Here is an 18,894-nt window from a genome sequence, read left to right as displayed (position 1 = left end):
CTGCCCGCCAGTTCCCAAGGTCATTTCACCGCGGCATTGCCGCCATCGGCGAACAGAGCGGCACCGGCAACGAAGCTCGCCATGGGGCTCGCGAGGAAAAGCGCTGCCCGCGCAATTTCCGGCGGCTCAGCGATACGTTTCATCGCGTGCAGGCCGGCGGCCCATTCCTTCTGGGCGTCGTCTCCCGCAGCAGCTGTATCGACCCCGCCGGGCAGTAGCGCATTGGCGCGAATGCCTTTGACCGCATAATCGGCGGTAATGCCTTTCACCAGCCCCATCAACCCCGCCTTGGCCGCGCCATAAGCCGCCATGCCCGGTATGCCGGCGCTGGTGCCGACAAAGCTCGAGGTGAAGACGATGGAACCGCCACCCCGCATCAACATCGGCGGAATCTGGTAACGCGCGCCCAGAAAGGCGGAGGTGAGATTGACATTGAGCGCATGATCCCATTCCGCAGTCGAAATCTCCGCCAGCGGTTTCATGGCTCCCACCGCTCCGGCATTGTTGACGGCAATATCGAGGCCACCGAAGACGCTTATGGCCGCATCCGCCAACCGGGCATGGGTTTCGGCAATACCGGCATCGCCGGCAACCGTGTGGACGCAACCGCCGGCCTCACGAATGTCTGCGGCAACCTCATGCAGGGCCTTTTCGCCGCGCGCATTGATGACAACGGCCGCACCTTCGGCGGCAAACAGCATCGCCGTCGCCCGGCCGATGCCGGATGACGCGCCGGTGATGATGGCAACCTTGTTTTCGAGTAATTTCATATTCTTGGCCTCCGTTCGATGGAGACCAAGAATTAGAGAGCAGCCGGGATCACAACCACCCGATTCCTGCCTGACCGGGCGGAAAACGCCTTATTCCAGCGGCAGCGCCACGACGCGCAGATTACCCTGCGCATCGGCCACCATCATATGCGCATTCTTGCGGCCCTCGGACTTCAGGCCGTTGACGCGCACCAGCACGTCACCCGGAACCTCCATGAAATCCTGCCCGACCTCGACGATGATATCGCCGGCCTTCATGCCCTTCTGCTCGGCGGGCGAGCCCGGATCGACGCTCGCCACCAGCACGCCTTCGACGCTTTCGGCAATGCCCTTTTCGGTGCGCAACTCGTTGCTCAGCACCACGAGGTTCATGCCGAGCACGCTTTGCGGCGCCTCGCGCACTTCCGGCGTCTGGTCCTGCGCCTGATCGTCGGCGCCGCCATCATCTTCCGGGGCAACCACACCGCCATCGCCGTCTTCACTCTGCTGATCTTCGGCCGAGGCCTTTTCGTCGGTCGTATCCTGCAATTGCCCGAGCTTGACCTTGACGGTTTCCTCCTTGCCGTCACGCAGGATCACCACATCGACCTCCTTGCCGACCGGGCTTTCCGCCACGATCCGCAAGAGGTCGCGCATTTCATGAATATCCTTGCCGTCGAATTTCAGCACGACATCGCCGGCTTGAATCGGGCCGTTCTCCACCGGTCCGCCCTTGGCGACGCCGGAGATCAGCGCACCTTTGGCGCTGTCCATGCCGAGGCTTGCCGCCACATCGTCGGTGACGGGCTGAACACGAACGCCGAGCCAGCCCCGGCGCGTCTCGCCGAACTCGATGAGCTGCTGGACGATATTCTGGGCAAGCTCCGTCGGCACGGCGAAACCGATGCCGATCGAACCGCCGCTCGGGGAAATGATCGCCGTATTGATGCCGATAACCTCACCCTTCATGTTGAAGAGCGGACCGCCGGAATTGCCCTTGTTGATGGCCGCATCCGTCTGGATGAAATTATCATAGGGACCGGCATTGATGTTACGCCCGCGCGCGGAAATGACACCCACCGTCAGCGAGCCGCCAAGCCCGAAGGGGTTGCCGATGGCCATCACCCAGTCGCCGATGCGCATGCTGCGCGAATCGCCGAACTTGACGGCCTTCAGCGGCGTTTTCGGTTCCACCTTCAGCACCGAAAGGTCGGTCTTGGTATCCGTGCCGACCAGCGTCGCCTTGAGCTTCGAGCCGTTCGGGAAAATCACCTCGATAGCGTCGGCACCCTCGATGACGTGGTTGTTGGTGACAACGTAGCCGGCCGGATCGATGACGAAACCCGAACCCAGCGAACTCACCTTTTCGCCACCCTCGGGCTTCTGGCTGTCGAAATAATCCTTGAAGAATTCCTGAAAGGGCGAGCCCTCCGGCAAACGCGGCGGAACCGGGCCCTTGCCGTCGGTCTTGACGTTCTGCGACGTGGAAATATTCACCACCGCATCGAGAAGCGGCTCGGCGAGATCGGCCACCGATTCCGGCCCATGGCTCTGCGCTCTCGCAGCAACCGGTGCCGTCAGGCTACCTGCCACAAGCGCGATGCCCGCGACTGCGGCGATGCTGCTGCGAAAAGGCGAAAGAAGGGTCACGGCCATAAGCGTCCTCGCGTTTCAAATAGTCTTGCCCTGCATATATCGGCAAAGCATAAGGCGGAATGATGAAGTGTAAAAATACCTTTTCGTGAACAGGCGGGGGACGCCTTGCCCTTAGCCACAGCATTGGCACGAAAACGGACCAAAAAGAAAGGGCCGGTAAAACCGGCCCCTCCAAAATCATTTCTTCCGCTATCAGTTCGCCGGCGCTGGCGCAGGGGCAGCCGGAGCGGCAGGGGCCGCACCGTCGATATTGTTGAAATAACGAAAGAAGGTCGAGTCCGGGGACAGAACCAGCGTCGTGCCGTTGCCGTTCAGCGCATTGGCATAGGCCGACATGGAGCGATAGAACTCAAAGAAGTTCGGATCGCGCTGGAAAGCCTCACCGAACACCTTGTTGCGCTCCGCATCGCCTTCACCGCGCAGAACTTCGGACTGACGGCGGGCGTCGGATTCCAGCTCGACGACCTGACGGTCGGCGATGGCGCGGCGGCGCTGCGCCTCTTCGTTACCGCGGGCGCGGATCAGTTCGGCCTCGGCCAGACGTTCCGACTTCATGCGCTCGAAGGTCTGCTGCGAGACTTCCTGCGTCAGGTCGGTACGGCGGATGCGGACGTCGACGATGCTGATGCCGAGCGACTCCGCATCGGGACGCAGATCGTCACGCACTTCCTGCATCATCGATGCACGTGCGTCCGAAAGCGCCGATTCGAAGCCGCGCAGACCGTAGACCCGGCGCAGCGAGGCGTCGAGACGGGTACGCAGACGCGATTCCGCCGACATCTGGTCACCTGAGACCGTCTGCCGGAAGCGGCGCGCATCCGTGATGCGATAGACCACGAAGGCATCGACCTCGTAGAACTTGCCGCCGGAAACCTGAACGCGAATATTGTCGTGATCGAAGCGCAGCGCCCGGTTCTCGATATATTGCACCCGGTCGGCATCCATGAAGGCGAAGGGCAGCTTGAAATAGAGGCCCGGCGCGGTTTTCACATCCTGGATTTCACCGAAGCGGACAACGATGGCCTGCTGGCGCTCGTTGACGACGAAGATCGACGAGTAACCGAGGAAAAGCACGACGGCGAGGCCGACGAGAATGGCAGAAAGACGGTTACCCATATCAGTTGCCTCCCTGCTGTGCTGCGCCCGGATTGTTGCGCATGATCTCGTTCAGAGGCAGATAAGGCACCACGCCCTGTTTTTCGTCGATGATGATCTTGTTGGAACCCTTCAGGACCTGCTCCATCGTTTCCAGGAACATGCGCTGGCGGGTCACGTCCGGCGCGGTGCGATACTGGTCATAGATGGAGACGAAGCGCTGCGCCTCACCCTGCGCCTCGTTAACGACGCGCGACTTGTACGCATTCGCTTCTTCGAGGATCTGCGCGGCCTGACCGCGAGCGGCGCCGAGCTTCTGGTTGGCGTACTGGTTGGCTTCCTGAACGAAGCGGTCTTCGTCCTGTTCTGCACGCTGCACTTCGTCGAAGGCATCGGCCACTTCGCGCGGCGGCGCCGCATCTTCGATGGCCACGGCATTGATGGAAATGCCGGCGCCATAACCATCCATGGTGGACTGGATGATGGTGCGCACATCCGCCGCAATCGCCTGACGGTTATCGCGGAAAATGTCCTGTGCCGGACGACGGCCGACGACTTCGCGCATGGCGCTTTCGGAAACCTGCTGCAGGGTTTCGGCCGGGCTGTCGACGTTGAAGAGATAGGATTTCGGATCGGAAACCGTATAGAGCACCGAGAACTGCACGTTGACGATGTTCTGGTCGCCGGTCAGCATCACGCCGCTAGACGAAGACGATGAGGCGCGCGAGCCGATATTCTGCTGCTGCTCGGTGACCTTGACGATTTCAACCGTCTCGATCGGCCACAGATGGAAATGCAGACCGGGCATCGAGATTTCGTCCTTCGGGCGGCCGAAACGCAGTTCCACGCCGCGCTCGTCCGGCTGGACGGTATAGATGGACTGGATGCCGAGGAAAACCAGCACGACGAGAACCACGATGGCAACTGCGCCGCCGTTGAAGCCGCCGGGCAGCACATTCTTGAAACGGTCCTGGCTGCGCCGGATGATCTCTTCCAGATCGGGCGGGCCGCCATTGCCGCCGCCACCGCCGCGAGGCCGGTTAGGCCCCTGCCCCCATGGGCCGCCACCGCCGCCCTGGTTGTTTCCTCCACCGCCGCCGCCCCAAGGGCCGCCGCCGCCATTCTGATTGCTCCAGGGCATCAATACCTCTTTATAAAAGCCTCTCCCGGTTCCGTTCGAAAGCGATTGCTCGCGTGCGGCGGGAATATCGACCCGTTATAGGAAGGAGAAGCGTTCGTTTCAACGCAGAGGTGGTAACTAAATACCCAATCAGGGTAAATAGTTCACTTTGACGCGGCTCTTCGCACATAAGTGGTAAACAGAACCGGATAATTGTCCTTTTCCCCTGCGGGAGCAGGGATTTCCTCGGTTTTCTCAAAAACGGCAGGATCGATTTCCGGAAAAAAAGTGTCGCCATCGAGCTTTACCGCGACATGGGTGACGGAAAGTTGATCGGCGAAGGGCATGGCCTGACAGTAAATCTCGCCGCCACCGGCCGCAAAAAGTGGTCCCTACGCCTTCAATTGGTCAATAAGATCGAGCTGCGCTTGTTCAATAGAGCGCTCCTCTTTTATGAAATCGTCTGACGCATAGTCGTCCCATCGACGATCAAACATCGAGTTGCTTTTCTTAAATTCCTCAATGAAGCGCATACGATGCTCAGGTTTACGGCGCACCAAATATGATATGCGAAAAGAATGATCATCCACCTCCGACTTAGGAAACTCCTTCTCGTATTTGAACATCCACTCGGTGGTATCGAAATCATAGTCAAACTTCGCGTCGCCGTTTATTGGGCCCGTGTTTACATCTGTTAAAAAGATCTTGTTAATATACTTATCAAAAATACCATATATATTCTCGCCGCCAATAACAAAGAATTGCTTCTTTCCCATGCAAATCGAGTAAAAATCTGCAAGCAAAAGTGCGGTTTCAGGGTTTTGAGCCCACTTCACATTCTCAGTGTCAGGAAGCTGCTCACGAGATAGAACGATATTCACCCGACGGGGCAGTGGTCGACCGAGAGACTCGAAAGTTTTTCTTCCCATTATTATGGCATGATCCAAGGTCAAGGCCTTGAAGTTTTTCAAGTCAGTGCCGAGCCGCCACGGCAATCTGTTTTCTATGCCGATAATCCGGTCTGGATAGCTTCTGGCCACCACGGAAACCGCGGAGGGCATCTTCGCTCTTTTTTTATTCGACACGAATTTACTTTCTGACTTTCAATGTCCGATATTTTTATCAGACCACCGGCGCCTGTGTGTCAGAATTGTCATCTTATGACAACACTCACTTACAGTGATAAACAAAACGACTGCGAGTCGCATCTTCATACCGCGATCGGCGCCTTGATGCTTGAATCGGCCTCGTAGTTTTCCAGCGTAAAGTCTTCGAACTTAAAGGCGAAAAGGTCCTTCACATCCGGGTTGAGGCGCATCGTCGGCAGGGCCTTGGGCGAGCGGGTCATCTGCAGCTTCGCCTGCTCGAAATGATTGGCATAGATATGCGCATCGCCGAGCGTATGGACGAAATCGCCCGGCTTCAGGCCGGTGACCTGCGCCACCATCAGCGTCAGAAGCGCATAGGAGGCGATGTTGAACGGCACGCCGAGGAAAATGTCGGCCGAGCGCTGATAGAGCTGGCAGGACAGCTTTCCATCGGAAACATAGAACTGGAACAGGCAATGGCATGGCGGCAGCGCCATCTCGTCCACCAGCGCCGGGTTCCAGGCCGAAACGATGTGACGGCGGGAATTCGGATTGGTTTTCAGGCTCTCGATCAAAAGCGCGATCTGATCGACATGGCGACCGTCCGGCGCGGGCCAGGACCGCCACTGCGCACCATAGACCGGGCCGAGATCGCCGTTCTCGTCGGCCCACTCATCCCAGATGGAAACGCCGTTTTCCTTGAGATAGGCGATATTGGTATCGCCCTTAAGGAACCACAGCAGTTCATGAATGATGGAGCGCAGATGCAGCTTCTTGGTGGTGAGAACCGGAAAACCTTCGGAAAGGTCGAAACGCATCTGGTAACCGAACACCGAGCGCGTGCCCGTACCGGTGCGGTCTCCGCGGTCGGAGCCGGTTTCCATCACATGCCGGAGAAGATCGAGATATTGTTTCATGCGTTCTGCCGCCGATTCCCTGATATCAGGGCAATATAATAGCACAGGGCGGCAGAACCAATCATCTAATGCGGGCTTATCCCCGTTAAATCAAAGCGACTGGAGTTTGCCCAGTTCCTTGGCGACCAGATAATAAAAGGTCACGCGCGATTTGGAGCGGTCCGCAGCCATGGCCTTGGCAACGGCATCGATTGCCTGATCGGCCGTGCCGTCGGTCACGCCGAGCTTCTTGCCGCACCAGCTCGCCTTCACACGCGCAAGCTCTTCCGGATCGGAAGCGGACACCAGCGAGGAATCCCGGTTGCGCAGGGCGATGCCGAGATGCTTGACGATCTTGCCGACCACCGCTTCGTCGGCTGCTGCGTCGTATTTCTTCACATCTGCGAGATAGTCAGTCATGTCCACTCCTTCGTGTGTCCCCGGCCCGGTGTTGCTTCTGGTGACCGGTTGCATGGACAATGGGACAGCAATCCCTCGTCGTCAAGAATTGTCTAAAGTGCGGGCCGCAATCACGAAACCTTTTCATGGAATTGTCATCACCCCCCTTTTCTCAGGCGGTCGAAACGCCTATATGAGCCTTGCCGGGGCAACCCGGCTATGGCGATAAACGGTCGGTGTAATAAACCTATTGGACCCGGGGGCGGTACCCGGCGCCTCCACCAAAAACCGGCGGACTTTCATGAAACGAAGGCCGGCTTTTGATGGGGGCGAAATAGGATCGACAAGGGCGTAAAGATCGAACTTTTGCTCGGCATGATACCGCCGTTATCGGGTCACAAGTGTAGTTGCAAACGACAACAACGCTAAGGAATATGCTCTCGCTGCCTAATGGCGGTGCGGGAATTCCGCTCTAAAGTCCTCACGGTTAGCCCCGTGAGGCGGGGTTCGGAGGTACCTGGCAACAGAAACCTCCACCTTCTCCATTTTGCCTGAATTGGTTATATGATAGCTGACTCGCAATAGGCATCGGCTTTTCCGTTGCTGCCGTTCAGGACATTGCGTATACTTAGTCAACGCGTGAGCGTCAGGATCGGAAATGATCCCGGCTCAAGGATTACGCGAAGATTCAAAGTGTTACAGCGTCCTTGGCGCGCAAGCCGCGCCGTGCATTAAAAGACGTTCGAATAAGGGAAAGACAGGACCGCATGGGGCAGGATCATATCCGTTACGACATTCTCGCACAGGATGCCCTTCGCGGCGTTATTCGTAAGGTTTTAGGTGAAGTGGCCGCAACCGGCCGTCTGCCCGGCGACCACCACTTTTTCATCACCTTTCTGACCGGCGCGCCGGGTGTGCGGATTTCCCAGCACCTCAAGGCGAAATATGCCGAGCAGATGACCATCGTTATCCAGCATCAGTTCTGGGACCTGAAAGTAACCGAAACCGGCTTCGAAATCGGCCTGTCCTTCTCGGATACCCCGGAAAAGCTGGTGATCCCTTATAACGCCATTCGCGGTTTCTACGATCCTTCCGTCAATTTCGAGCTCGAATTCGACGTGCCTCTGGCCGAAGAGGAAGAAATCGAAGACGCAGAGATCACCGCTTATCCCGTTTCCCATGAGGCCAAGCCCGCTGCCGCTTCCGAGACGCCCAAATCCGGAGAGGAAAAGAAGGAAGGCTCGGTCGTTTCGCTGGATGCCTTCCGCAAGAAGCAATAACGGCTTTTACGCAGCGCTTACGAAACCCGAGGAGACATATCCCCATGGCGGCCGATATCGTCAATCTGCGTCAGTTTCGCAAACAGAAAGCCCGTAGCGAAAAAGAAAAGCAGGCGGAGCAGAACCGCCTGTCCTTTGGCCGCACCAAGACCGAAAAAAATCTCACCTCGGCCCTGAACGAAAAGGCCGAAAAGGCGCTCGATCAAGGGCGGCTCGAAAAAAACGATGACGGGGCCGGCAAAGACTGACAGGCCGGCCGGACGCCGCTGATTTCGGGACTATCGGAAAAGAATCGCAAACAGGGACTTGCCGGGGAGACATGATTCAGACCTCCAACCGGTTTCACCGGAGACCGATCTGATGATCCGCAAGCACTCCGCGACGTTGCACGGCCACCGCACTAGCATTTCACTCGAGGACGCATTCTGGGACGAGCTGAAAACCATTGCGGAAAGACGCAAGATCAGTTTCGCGGCCCTGCTTGCCGAAATAGACGACAACCGCTCCGCCGACAGCAATCTGTCCTCGTCACTGCGGGTTTATGTGCTGAACTGGCTGAAAACCCGCTGAGGTTTTCCGGCGTGAGTAAAGATACGCAATCGGTCACGGCCTGTGGATGCCTCTGTCCGCATTTGTCCCTCCGGACTACAAAAATTACTGCCAAAAACTCGTAACGCCGTGAAAGCATTCATTAAACATTGGCGGCCTAGTCTGCGCTGCAAGGCATTTCCCGTATTGCGTAGCCTTGCTTTCAAATACTGTTCCCCGACCTATCACATCCACCGCGAAGCGTTCCCGGGTTTCCGCCGTTAGGGAACGAGTTTATCATGAGATTCTCGACTCATGCTCGAGGATGATGCAACGTTCCGGGACAGGTTTCCCCACTTTCGCAATATGAAGACCGATCAGCCCTCCCCTACCCGCAAGCTCACGGCGTCGCGGGAGCATTTTCCGGCGCCAGTTGCCGGATGGCATTTTCCGTCGGAGGCACCACCAGAACCGGCGCGGACTGCCGCTCGGGCGTCGGCTGTTGCCCCTGTTCCTGCTGTTGCTGTTGCTGCTGTTGCTGCTGCAACCGCTCCTGCTGTTCCTTTTCCTGACGCAGACGTTCTTCGGCCGCAGCCTTCAAACGCGCCTCTTCTTCGGCCTTGGCCTTGGCTTCCGCCTCCGCCCGTTCCTTCTCGGCCTGCCGCTCGGCCGCCTGCGAGCGATAAAGGGCCACTTCGCGGCGCAGACGCTGCTTTTCGAGAACGCTGGCCTGCATAGCCTCCACCCGGCGACGCTCCTTTTCGAAAGCCCGGAGCGACAGGTAGTTGCTGAGCGCCGAAACGTCGGTCGTCAAAGCCGGCGCCGCAAGCGGGCCGTTATAATTCAGGCGCACCGAAGGCTCGGCCCCCGCAACCGTTTCGGTGCCGGGATTGAACAGGAGATCGAGGTCGCCATTCACCGTCGAAGCCGCAAGATCGACCGTTGCATCGGCCGTCAGCGTTACCGGATCGATCCCCGCACGCAAATTCTTGAAATGAAGCGCGCCGCCATTCAGCGAGAACGGCAAGGTCACATCGCCGAGGCCAATTTCACCCTGCCACAGGCTCTGGTCCACCAGCGGCCGCACCTTGGGCGCGTCGATCGGCTGCTGCAAGCCGTCCGCCGCCTGCAGGATCGGCGGCAGAGTGCCGGGATTGAGCCCCTTCAGCACCAGCCCACCGACCCGGATTTCACCCGAACCGCCTGCCGATTTCAGCATTTGACCGACGCTCTTGCCGGTCGATTCGGCCGTCAGGTCGATGGCGACCCGGCCCGCCGCGACCGGCCCGTTGGCATTCGCCCACAGGATCGGCTCCGGATTGGCGTCGGCGACCGCGATCTTGGTGCGGAAAATGCCCGCCCCCTCGCCCGTCGACATGGCGAGCCGTCCCGTCAGCTTGCCGCCCATGAAGGTGCCGGCAACATCGTCGAGCGACAGGCTGCCCGCATCATGCGTGACCTTGGCCGAAACACCCGTGACCGTGCCGAAAGGGCCGGCCTCGAAGCTTTCCGCTTTCAAGGCAAGCGAAGCCTTGAGCTGCGGGAAGGCGGCCATGGCCAGAGGCTTGGCGTTGAGCGCCCCGGCTTCCGGATCGATTACCGGCCCATAGATCGCATCACCCAGCCAGGCGAGATCGGCGGTTCTGACCGCAAGATCGCCGGTGACGGGATAGGGCGCGGCGCGCTGGAAGGTCAGATTGCCCGAGAACGGATTTCCGCCCGCCTGCCCGCCTATCGAGGAAAGCGCGATCTTTTGCCCATCCACCGCCACTTTCGCGTTGGCCTTCAACGCCATGCCCCCGCCAAGCTGCGGCAGGCCAACGGCGTTCATGATGAGATAGGGCTCGATGTCGGCGCTTTCGAGCGCCACGTCGGCGCTGCCCTCACCGAAATTGGCGGACGAAACGGCAAAGGAACCGTTCATCGAAAAATGCGTGCGCTCCGTCGAGAAGCGCAGTTCCGTCTGGGCGGGCGAGCCGAGCGTGCCGTTGAGCTTGATGGACAAAAGCCCCTCGCCATCCGCATCGAAGGGCAGCGGATCGAGCCCCGCCTGCCCGAACAGGATGGCCGTCGACTGGTTTTTCAGAACCGCTTCCAGCGACATGGCGGTATCATCGGTGATCGACAGGAAATCCGGCATTTTGGCCACAGCCGACAGCCGGCTGCCATTGACGGTACCGGAAACGGCGACATTGGCGCCGCCATTTTCGCTATTGACGGAAACGTCCATTGCCAGGTCGGAATTGGCGTACCACGGCGCACTCGCCGCCAGACGGCTGAGGAATGGATGGTTCGGCAACTTCTGCTGCAGCATGGTGAAGAACGGCTGCATATCCGCCGCATGCAGGTTCACCGTGCCCTTGCCCGCATATTTCAGCAGCGAACCCTGCAGCTCACCCCTTGCCCTGACTTCCGCACCGGCGATGTCTCCGGCCGTCATGTTCTCCAGCGAGAGAACGCCGCCTGCCATGGTGAAGGCGGTCTCGACATGATTGGCGGTCACACCGGCCATGTTGAACCGGTCGGCCTTGAATTTCGCGGTAATGCGGTGGTCGAGCACGGAACTGCCGACCTGATCGCCAAGCGCCAGACTGCCGAGCGCCTTCAGCGCATCGAGATCAATTTCATTGCCGGCAAGATCGATGGAAAGATTGGAAGTCTTGCCGTCGGAGCGCCGCTCCAGCTCACCCTTCAGAGACGCATCGCCGACTGCAAGCTCCAGATTGTCGAAGCGCTGGTTGAGCGTCGTCAGCGAGACATCGGCGGAAAAACCGGCGGCATTGAGCTGGCGGATCGCCGGATCGACGGAACCGGAAAGCCAGTTCGCCAGACCCGAGGGCTGATTGGAAGCGAGAAGCAGATTGCCGTTGAAGGCAGGGCCGCCGAGAAGCGTCAGCGACCCCTTGGCTTCGAGCTGCGTCCGGCCCGGCAGGGTCGCAACCGCATTCACCACCTGCCAGCCGCTGCCCTCAGGGCGCACGTCCAGCCTGATGTCGCGAATGGTCGTGTCATCGGAAACGAGCGCCGGAAGGCTGATGCTGGCTTTGCCCGGCACTGGCGGCACCGGAATGCGGGCCACCATGGCCGCAAAGGCCTCGATACGCTGACGCACCGAGGCGGTGGGCTGGCGCGAGGTCTTGCCAGACTGCACGACGGGCGGCGCAAAGCGAGCGACATCGATCTGCTGGCCATCGGCCGTCAGCAGGAATTCCGGCTTGGCGCCGGTATCGAGCGTTGCTTCCCCTGTCACGACATAGGGATTTTCGCTGCCGCCGAGTTCCATGCGGTAGCTCGGGATACGCACGCTTTCATTGGTGAGTTCAAAGCTGCCGCGGGTGCGGGGCGAGGAAAACAGCGATTGTCCGGCCTGCTGCTTCTGCTTTTCGTCCTCACGGAAACTGAAGGAGAAAGAACCGCTATAGGCCGGCTTTCCCGCCGTTGCGGCAATTGCGCCATCGAGATCGACCTCGACCGGGTGTTCGTCCGGCACCAGCCGCATCCTCAGCCCCATGCGGCCGGCGGCATAATCCGGCTCGCTGCTGGAGAGCGAGAAGGAGCCCGGATGTCCGTCGACGGCGGCGCGTCCCTCCGCCTTCCATGGCCCGGCCAGCGAATTGGCAGACATGTCGGCATTGAGACCGGTCACGACACGGTTGCGGCCGGATTGCTCATCGATGAATTCGATCTGCCCGCCTTCGATCTGTACGCTTTCCAGAACCACGGTGCGGGCGGGAATTTCCGCCCGGCTGCCACGCATCCAGTCCAGCGTGCCGTCCTTCAGCAGCCTTATCTTGGCCTTGGGTTCCTCGATGCGCATGTCAAAGATACGCGCCTCGCCCGAGAGGAAAGGCGCAAGCTCGGCATCCATGGAAAAACGCGCGACCTGAATGAGCGGCGATCCATCCGCATCCGTTCCGGCGCGCACATCATGCAATGTTACCGAAGGAAAAGGCAGGATACGGGCTTCGACGCGGCCATGCACCACCACCTTTTTGCCGAGAATACGGCTTGCCTGATCCTCGAAATCGCGGCGGAAATCCGTCCAGTCGACGAAATAGGGAATAAGCAGCGCCGAAAACAGCACCACGGCCAGCAGTCCGCCCAGAAAAACCAGAATACGTCCGAGCACTGACCTGCATCTCCCTTCGCGAACGCTGCAAACCTATTCTTTTCTGCCTTAACGGCAAGCAGCCTTTTGTACCAATCAAATATGAGAATGATCAGACAAGCCGGAACAACTTGCCCGGATTGAAGATGTTATCGGGATCGAGCGACGTTTTGATGGCGCGCATGAGATCCAGTGCATTGCCGGCCTCTTCGGCGAGGAAACTCATCTTGCCCTGGCCGATGCCGTGTTCACCGGTGCAGGTGCCGTCCATGGCGATGGCGCGGCGGTTGAGACGGGCGACGAAGGCTTCGGTTTTCGCCACACTTTCCGCGTCCTTGCCATCGAACAGAATAAGGACGTGGAAGTTCCCGTCGCCCGCATGGCCGACGATGGGTGCCAGAAATCCGTTTTCCTGAATATCCCGCTGCGTTTCCACCACGCAATCCGCGAGCCGCGAAATCGGCACGCAGACATCGGTGGAAAGCCCGTCGAGATGCGGCGCGAGCGCGCGAGAAGCCCAATAGGCATCGTGCCGCGCTTTCCAGAGCTTGTTGCGCTCGGCAGCGTCGCTCGTCCAGCGGAAATCGACGCCGCCGCATTCGGCGGCGATTTCGGCGAACTGCTGCGATTGCAGCGCCGCCGTTTCCTCGGTGCCGTGGAATTCCACGAAGAGTGTCGGCTTCTCGGCGTAGTTCAGGCCGGAATAGGCATTGCAGGCCCGCACCTGCACTTCGTCCAGCAATTCGATGCGGGCGACCGGAACCCCCATCTGGATCGTCATGATGACGGCATCGCAGGCCGCCTTGATGCTGTCGAAGGTGCAGACCCCGCCGGCGATTTTTTCAGGAATACCCTGCAAGCGCAGCGTAACGGAGGTAATGACACCCAGCGTTCCCTCTGCACCGACGAAAAGCCGCGTCAGATCGTAACCCGCAGACGACTTGCGGGCGCGGCGGGCGGTGCGGATTTCCTCGCCATTGGCAACGACGGCGGTGACGGCCAGCACATTGTCCTTCATGGTGCCGTAACGCACGGCATTGGTGCCGGAGGCCCGCGTCGAGGCCATGCCGCCGATGGAGGCATTGGCGCCGGGATCGATGGGGAAGAACAGGCCGGTATCGCGCAGATAGACATTCAGGTCCTCGCGCGTCACGCCCGGCTCCACCGTCACGTCAAGATCTTCGGCATTCACCTCAATGATGCGATTCATCCGGCTGAAATCGATGCAGATTCCGCCGTTCGGCGCATTCACCTGCCCTTCCAGCGAAGAGCCAGTTCCGAAAGGAATGACCGGCACCTTATATTGCGCGCAGACCTTTACCACCGCCTTCACATCATCGGCGCTCTCGGCAAAAACGACGCCGTCAGGCGCCTGCAGCGTCAGATAAGTGGTGGTGTGGCCATGCTGTTCGCGGAACGCCTGTCCGGTCTGGAGCCTGTCGCCGAGCTGCTGCTTCAGCACCGCGAGTGCCGACGCGATGCCCTCTTCGTTCCGCTTTCCCGCCACCACATCTTTCAGCGCCATCGTCCGTCTCCACCGCAACATCTGCCCGTAAAGGATTCGATCCGTTACGAAATTCCGTCAGGTGGTATGGGATAAGGTTAACGCTTTGTCCAGCATCGCGATTGCGCCAAACACTGTTTGGCGGCAACCGTTTTTATTCCGCCGCAAGCAGCGGCTTGTCCTCTTCCAGCGCCTTGCGGCGGGCGGCAAGTTCAAGCTCGCGGTGAAGACGGATTTCCTCATCCGCCTGCGGTTTGGCGAAGCGGGCGATCAGCAGGTAGGAGACCGGCGTGATGTAAAGCGTCACCAGCGTCGCAAAACCGAGGCCGCCGACGATGACCCAGCCGAGCGCGATGCGCGCTTCCGCGCCAGCACCCTGCGCCAACACCAGCGGAACACCGCCGAGAATGGTCGCAATCATCGTCATCATGACAGGGCGCAGGCGAATGCTGGTGGCCTTTTCAATGGCTTCCCGCACGGTTGCGCCCTGATCGCGCAGATGATTGGCGAATTCGACGATGAGAATACCGTTCTTCGCCATAACCCCGACGAGCAACACAAGCCCGATCTGGCTATAGACGTTGAGGCTTGAACCGGTAACGAGCAGCGCGATGACCGCGCAGGCAAGGCCGAGCGGCACCGTCGTCATGATGATGACCGAACTCAAGACGCTTTCGAACTGCGCAGCCAGCACGAGGAAGATGATGGCGATGGCAAAACCGAAGGTCAGCAACATGCCGCTCGAATTTTCCTCCAGCGTCGCCGCTTCGCCGAGCGGCAGGAGACGGGCGCCTGACGGCATGACGGATTGCGAGAGCTCATTCACCTTCTGCAGGGCCTCGCCCAGCGAAACGCCGTCCTTGAGATTGGCGGTAAAGCCGACGGAGGGAAGCTGCTGCTCGCGGTTGAGCTGCGGCGCAACCGCATTTTCCTTCAGGGTGGCGATGACCGACATCGGCACGATCTTGCCGTCGCCCGTCTTCAGGAAGACGTTTTCCAGATCGGTCGGATCGTTGATCGGCCGGGTGGAGGACAGGAGCCGCACCGGGATCGCATCGCCATCCACGAAGACGTCGACAATCGAGCGCCCTTCCAGCAGCGACTGCATGGCGCGCGACAGGCCGGTGATATCGATGCCGAGATCCGACGCACGCTCGCGGTCGATGGAGACGGAGATTTGCGCCTGATTGGGTTCATTGTCGAAACGCGGCGTATCGAACAGGCCGCTTTCCTCCATGGAAAGCAGTAATTTCTGCGTCGCCTCGGTCAGCGCGGCATAGTTGCTGCCAACCATCGCCATCTGCAATCCGTTGCCGGCACCGCGAATTCGGAGGCTGTTCGGCTGCATTGCATTGCCGCGCAGCGCCGGCACCCTGTTGGCGGCGGAGGTGACATCGGCGGCAATCTGGTTCTGCGTGCGCTCACGATCTGCCCAGGGCGCAAGCGTCAGCACCATGAAACCGGTATTGGACGAGCCGTTCATGCCGGTGATGGAGTAAATATTGCGGATTTCACCGCTGTCGCGCAGCGGCTGCAGGTTTTCTTCGATCCGCTGCAACTGGTCGCGGGTATATTCGAGGCTGACGCCCTGCGGCGCGGTGACCCGCATCATGATCGAGGCGCGGTCCTCGCGCGGCGTCAACTCGTTCTGGATCATGCCGAAGGCGATCCACGACAGGCCGGAAAAGATCAGCGCCACGACGATGACGATCAGCGGATTGTTGAGGCAGGCGGAAAGTGTCGTTTTGTAGGTGGAGGCAAAGACATTGCCGAACCAGGCAAGCGGCCCCGTCGGCTCCTTCAACCCCTCCTTCAGCATACGCGAGGCGAGCATCGGGCAGAGCGTCAGCGCCACGATGGAGGACAAGCCCACCGCGAAGGCCAGCACGAAACCGAATTCGCGGAACAGACCGCCAAGCTGGCCCGGCAGGAAGGAGAGCGGAATGAACACGGCGGCAAGCGTCGCCGTCGTCGCGATGACCGCGAAAAAGACTTCCTGCGTGCCGAGAACGGCAGCGGCCCGCGGCCCCATGCCTTCCGCCCGGCGGCGCACGATATTTTCCAGCACCACGATGGCGTCATCGACCACGAGGCCCGTCGCCAGAACGATGGCAAGCAGCGTCAGAATATTGACCGAGAAGCCGACCATATAGATAGCGACAATGGTGCCGATAAGCGCCACCGGCATGGTGATTGCCGGAATGAGGGTCGCACGCCAGTCGCGCAGGAAGAGATAAAGCACGACGACGACGATGATCGCCGAGAGACCGAGCGCCAGCTCGACCTCATGCAGCGCGCCTTCGATGAAGACGGCATCGTCACTGGTCACGACGATACGCGTACCTTCGGGCAGATTGGCCGACATGGCGTCGACGGCCGCCTTCACGCCGGTCGAGATACTGAGCGTGTTCGACTGCGCCTGACGGATGACGCCGAGACCGACACCCTGCACGCCGTTGGAGCGCAGCGAGGTGGATTCATCATCCGCGCCCAGCATGACGGTCGCGACGTCCCTGAGGCGGATATTGTTCTTGATCAGGAGATTGGAGAAATCCTCGGGCTTCGTCAGGCTGGCGGTGGCGCGCACGACGATGTCCTGCGTCGTGCTTTTCAGCGACCCCGCCGGCACGTCGAGGGCTGCGCTGGCAAGCGCGTTCGAAACATCGGTCACCGTCAAACCGCGGCTGGCGAGCGCCGCCTGATTGAGATCGACCCGGAAAACCTTTTCCTGATCGCCGTAAAGCTCCACATCGGCCACGCCGTCGACGGCAGCCAGACGGTCGATGATCTCGTCATCCACCAGCTTGGTCAGGTCTTCCATGCTGAGCGTGGAGGAGGTGACGGCAAGGCGCATGATCGGCTGGCTGTCGGAATCTGCCTTGATGATCTGCGGTTCGTCGGCATCGTCAGGCAGCTGATTGGTGACGCGGCCGATGGCGTCGCGCACATCGTTGGCGGCAACCGCCAGATCGACATTGTCGCCGAATTCCAGCGTCACGCGGCTGGTGCCGAATTGCGAGTTGGACGAGATGGACTTGACGCCGCTGACCCGCGCCACCGCACCTTCGATGGTCTGCGTCACTTCCTGATCGATGGTTTCGGGCGCCGCCCCCTCATAGGTGGTCCTGACGCTGATCGTCGGCCGGTCGACGTCAGGCAGTTCACGCACTTCAACGCCCACCAGCGCTGCAAGGCCGGCAACGACCAGCAGCGTGTTGAGAACCGCCGCCAGAATCGGCCGGCGCACGAACAATGCCGTAAAGGCGAGCTTGGAATCCTGCCCGGAGGGTGGCTGCGTCGTCATTGGCTGGCAACCTCTTCAGGCTTCGGCTGGTTGCCAACGCGGACCGCGCCGCCTTCCCTCACACGCTGAAGGCCCTCGATCACGACAGGTTCGCCATCCGCCAGCTCCGCCTTGACGAGAACGGCATCGGGATTGCGCTGCACGATCTGCACCCGCACTTTGTTCGATTTATTGTCGGCCACGCGCCAGACGTAAGAGCCTTCCGCATCCCACTGCACGGCCAGTGGATCGACCGAGGCATAGGTTTCCCCGGCAAAACGCATGGTCACGCCGAAGGACATGCCCGCCCTCAGCTCGTCCTTCTCATTGCCGAATTTCGCCCGGATACGGATCGTGCGGCTTGCCTCATCGACGCGGTTGTCGACGGCCTCGATCTCGCCCTTGAAGGTCTCACCCGGCCGGGAAATGGACGTCGCCTCCACCGGCATGCCGACCTTGATCGCGGTTGCGAACCGCTCGGGGGCCCAGAAATTGACGAGAATTTCCGAACGGTCATCGATGCTGACGATGGTTGACTGCGTGGTGACGTTATCGCCAATATTGGCGGCGACGATACCCGCCACACCCTCTATCGGCGCAACGATGTCGCGCCGCTTGAGATTGAGTTCGGCCGTGCTCAGCGCAAGCTTGGCGGCTTCCTCGGCAATCTGCGCATCCAGCACATCGAGGCGGGAAACGGATTTCAGGTTCTTGTAGGAATTGGATTTTTCAACGGCGCTGCGCAGCGCCACCTGTGCCTTGTCGCGCTCGATCACCTGCTCTTCATCGTCGAGCCGCGCCAGCACCTGCCCCTTCACGACGCGTGCACCGGACGACGTGCGAATTTCGGAAAGCGTGCCGGAAGCCTGCGGCATGACGACAACCGACTGGATCGCCTCGCCATTACCGATTGCGTTCAGCCGGTCATTGACCGTGCCTTTCTTCACCGGGGCCGTCACCACCAGTGTGGCGTTGCCGTTGCGGCGCGCACCGCCGGCGTTTTGACCCGAACCGGGCGTAGCGGCGGCAACCTCGACGGCGCTGGCAGGCGTTTTGCCAAGCCCCATGCTGGCGAGCACATTGCGGGCTTCGGGCGAATAGAAGCCCCAGAGACAGAGCCCCGCTCCCACCACGGCAACACTGACACCCACCTGTTTCCAGACCCGCATATATTTCTCCGGTTGATCC

General features: G+C 60.1%; 14 protein-coding genes, 1 other RNA gene and 1 pseudogene. 4 read left to right on the top strand and 12 right to left on the bottom strand.

The window, feature by feature from the left end; translation table 11 throughout:
• Positions 1-20: 20 nt before the first annotated feature.
• From PH605_RS14365 to PH605_RS14330, 8 genes and pseudogenes are all read right to left on the bottom strand, one after another.
• The gene (locus PH605_RS14365) at positions 21-770 is read right to left on the bottom strand and encodes an SDR family oxidoreductase (RefSeq protein WP_142845297.1); all 750 of its coding nucleotides are present in this window, start codon (positions 768-770) and stop codon (positions 21-23) included.
• A gap of 90 nt (positions 771-860) precedes the next feature.
• A complete protein-coding gene (locus PH605_RS14360; RefSeq protein WP_142845296.1) occupies positions 861-2,405 on the bottom strand; it encodes a Do family serine endopeptidase in 1,545 nt (514 codons plus the stop codon).
• Positions 2,406-2,597: 192 nt separating this feature from the next.
• Positions 2,598-3,521, bottom strand: coding sequence for a protease modulator HflC (gene hflC / locus PH605_RS14355; protein ID WP_020812048.1), 924 nt, complete (start codon positions 3,519-3,521; stop codon positions 2,598-2,600).
• A 1-nt stretch (position 3,522) separates the two neighbouring features.
• Positions 3,523-4,641 (bottom strand): FtsH protease activity modulator HflK, encoded by a 1,119-nt coding sequence (hflK, locus tag PH605_RS14350; protein ID WP_003522368.1) that lies wholly within the window; start codon positions 4,639-4,641, stop codon positions 3,523-3,525.
• A 143-nt stretch (positions 4,642-4,784) separates the two neighbouring features.
• Positions 4,785-5,006 (bottom strand): annotated as a pseudogene (locus PH605_RS14345) (dihydrofolate reductase); the annotation flags it as partial.
• A 6-nt stretch (positions 5,007-5,012) separates the two neighbouring features.
• A complete protein-coding gene (locus PH605_RS14340; RefSeq protein ID WP_142845295.1) occupies positions 5,013-5,705 on the bottom strand; it encodes a dihydrofolate reductase in 693 nt (230 codons plus the stop codon).
• Between the two features lie 125 nt (positions 5,706-5,830).
• The gene (locus PH605_RS14335) at positions 5,831-6,625 is read right to left on the bottom strand and encodes a thymidylate synthase (RefSeq protein WP_142845294.1); all 795 of its coding nucleotides are present in this window, start codon (positions 6,623-6,625) and stop codon (positions 5,831-5,833) included.
• Positions 6,626-6,715: 90 nt separating this feature from the next.
• A complete protein-coding gene (locus tag PH605_RS14330; protein WP_003522365.1) occupies positions 6,716-7,024 on the bottom strand; it encodes a DUF2853 family protein in 309 nt (102 codons plus the stop codon).
• A 142-nt stretch (positions 7,025-7,166) separates the two neighbouring features.
• Here PH605_RS14330 and ssrA point away from each other — a divergent pair.
• From ssrA to PH605_RS14310, 4 genes are all read left to right on the top strand, one after another.
• Positions 7,167-7,541, top strand: a transfer-messenger RNA (tmRNA) gene (gene ssrA / locus PH605_RS14325).
• A gap of 229 nt (positions 7,542-7,770) precedes the next feature.
• Positions 7,771-8,283 carry an SspB family protein gene (locus PH605_RS14320; RefSeq protein ID WP_020812051.1) on the top strand — a complete coding sequence of 171 codons (513 nt, stop codon included), beginning with the start codon at positions 7,771-7,773 and terminating at the stop codon, positions 8,281-8,283.
• 44 nt (positions 8,284-8,327) lie between these two features.
• Positions 8,328-8,531 (top strand): DUF4169 family protein, encoded by a 204-nt coding sequence (locus PH605_RS14315; protein ID WP_065655837.1) that lies wholly within the window; start codon positions 8,328-8,330, stop codon positions 8,529-8,531.
• A 112-nt stretch (positions 8,532-8,643) separates the two neighbouring features.
• Entirely contained in the window at positions 8,644-8,853 is a 210-nt protein-coding gene (locus PH605_RS14310; protein ID WP_003522362.1) for a ribbon-helix-helix domain-containing protein, read from the top strand.
• Between the two features lie 358 nt (positions 8,854-9,211).
• Here the strand turns inward: PH605_RS14310 and PH605_RS14305 are convergent, their stop codons facing one another.
• The 4 genes from PH605_RS14305 to PH605_RS14290 form a co-directional block, all read right to left on the bottom strand.
• Positions 9,212-12,940: an AsmA family protein gene (locus tag PH605_RS14305; protein ID WP_142845293.1), complete on the bottom strand. Its 3,729-nt coding sequence runs from the start codon at positions 12,938-12,940 to the stop codon at positions 9,212-9,214.
• Positions 12,941-13,031: 91 nt separating this feature from the next.
• Positions 13,032-14,444, bottom strand: a complete 1,413-nt coding sequence (locus PH605_RS14300; RefSeq protein WP_125145609.1) for an FAD-binding oxidoreductase — start codon at positions 14,442-14,444, stop codon at positions 13,032-13,034.
• A gap of 133 nt (positions 14,445-14,577) precedes the next feature.
• Complete coding sequence (locus tag PH605_RS14295) at positions 14,578-17,727, bottom strand: efflux RND transporter permease subunit (protein WP_142845292.1); 3,150 nt, start codon at positions 17,725-17,727, stop codon at positions 14,578-14,580.
• On the bottom strand, positions 17,724-18,875 hold the full coding sequence (locus PH605_RS14290; protein WP_078051867.1) for an efflux RND transporter periplasmic adaptor subunit: 1,152 nt from the start codon (positions 18,873-18,875) through the stop codon (positions 17,724-17,726). Before PH605_RS14290 ends, PH605_RS14295 begins: the two co-directional genes overlap by 4 nt.
• Positions 18,876-18,894 lie beyond the last annotated feature (19 nt).

The sequence above is a fragment of the Agrobacterium sp. CFBP 3001 genome (genome assembly GCF_027871605.1).
GTDB lineage: Bacteria > Pseudomonadota > Alphaproteobacteria > Rhizobiales > Rhizobiaceae > Agrobacterium > Agrobacterium leguminum.
This window is presented reverse-complemented; position numbering and strand designations above follow the sequence as displayed.

Bases quoted from the DNA above. Each gene is read 5' to 3' on its own strand.
- PH605_RS14365 (WP_142845297.1), bottom strand. From the start codon at position 770: ATGAAATTACTCGAAAACAAGGTTGCCATCATCACCGGCGCGTCATCC.
- PH605_RS14360 (WP_142845296.1), bottom strand. From the start codon at position 2,405: ATGGCCGTGACCCTTCTTTCGCCTTTTCGCAGCAGCATCGCCGCAGTC.
- hflC (WP_020812048.1), bottom strand. From the start codon at position 3,521: ATGGGTAACCGTCTTTCTGCCATTCTCGTCGGCCTCGCCGTCGTGCTT.
- hflK (WP_003522368.1), bottom strand. From the start codon at position 4,641: ATGCCCTGGAGCAATCAGAATGGCGGCGGCGGCCCTTGGGGCGGCGGC.
- PH605_RS14335 (WP_142845294.1), bottom strand. From the start codon at position 6,625: ATGAAACAATATCTCGATCTTCTCCGGCATGTGATGGAAACCGGCTCC.
- PH605_RS14330 (WP_003522365.1), bottom strand. From the start codon at position 7,024: ATGACTGACTATCTCGCAGATGTGAAGAAATACGACGCAGCAGCCGAC.
- PH605_RS14320 (WP_020812051.1), top strand. From the start codon at position 7,771: ATGGGGCAGGATCATATCCGTTACGACATTCTCGCACAGGATGCCCTT.
- PH605_RS14315 (WP_065655837.1), top strand. From the start codon at position 8,328: ATGGCGGCCGATATCGTCAATCTGCGTCAGTTTCGCAAACAGAAAGCC.
- PH605_RS14310 (WP_003522362.1), top strand. From the start codon at position 8,644: ATGATCCGCAAGCACTCCGCGACGTTGCACGGCCACCGCACTAGCATT.
- PH605_RS14300 (WP_125145609.1), bottom strand. From the start codon at position 14,444: ATGGCGCTGAAAGATGTGGTGGCGGGAAAGCGGAACGAAGAGGGCATC.
- PH605_RS14295 (WP_142845292.1), bottom strand. From the start codon at position 17,727: ATGACGACGCAGCCACCCTCCGGGCAGGATTCCAAGCTCGCCTTTACG.
- PH605_RS14290 (WP_078051867.1), bottom strand. From the start codon at position 18,875: ATGCGGGTCTGGAAACAGGTGGGTGTCAGTGTTGCCGTGGTGGGAGCG.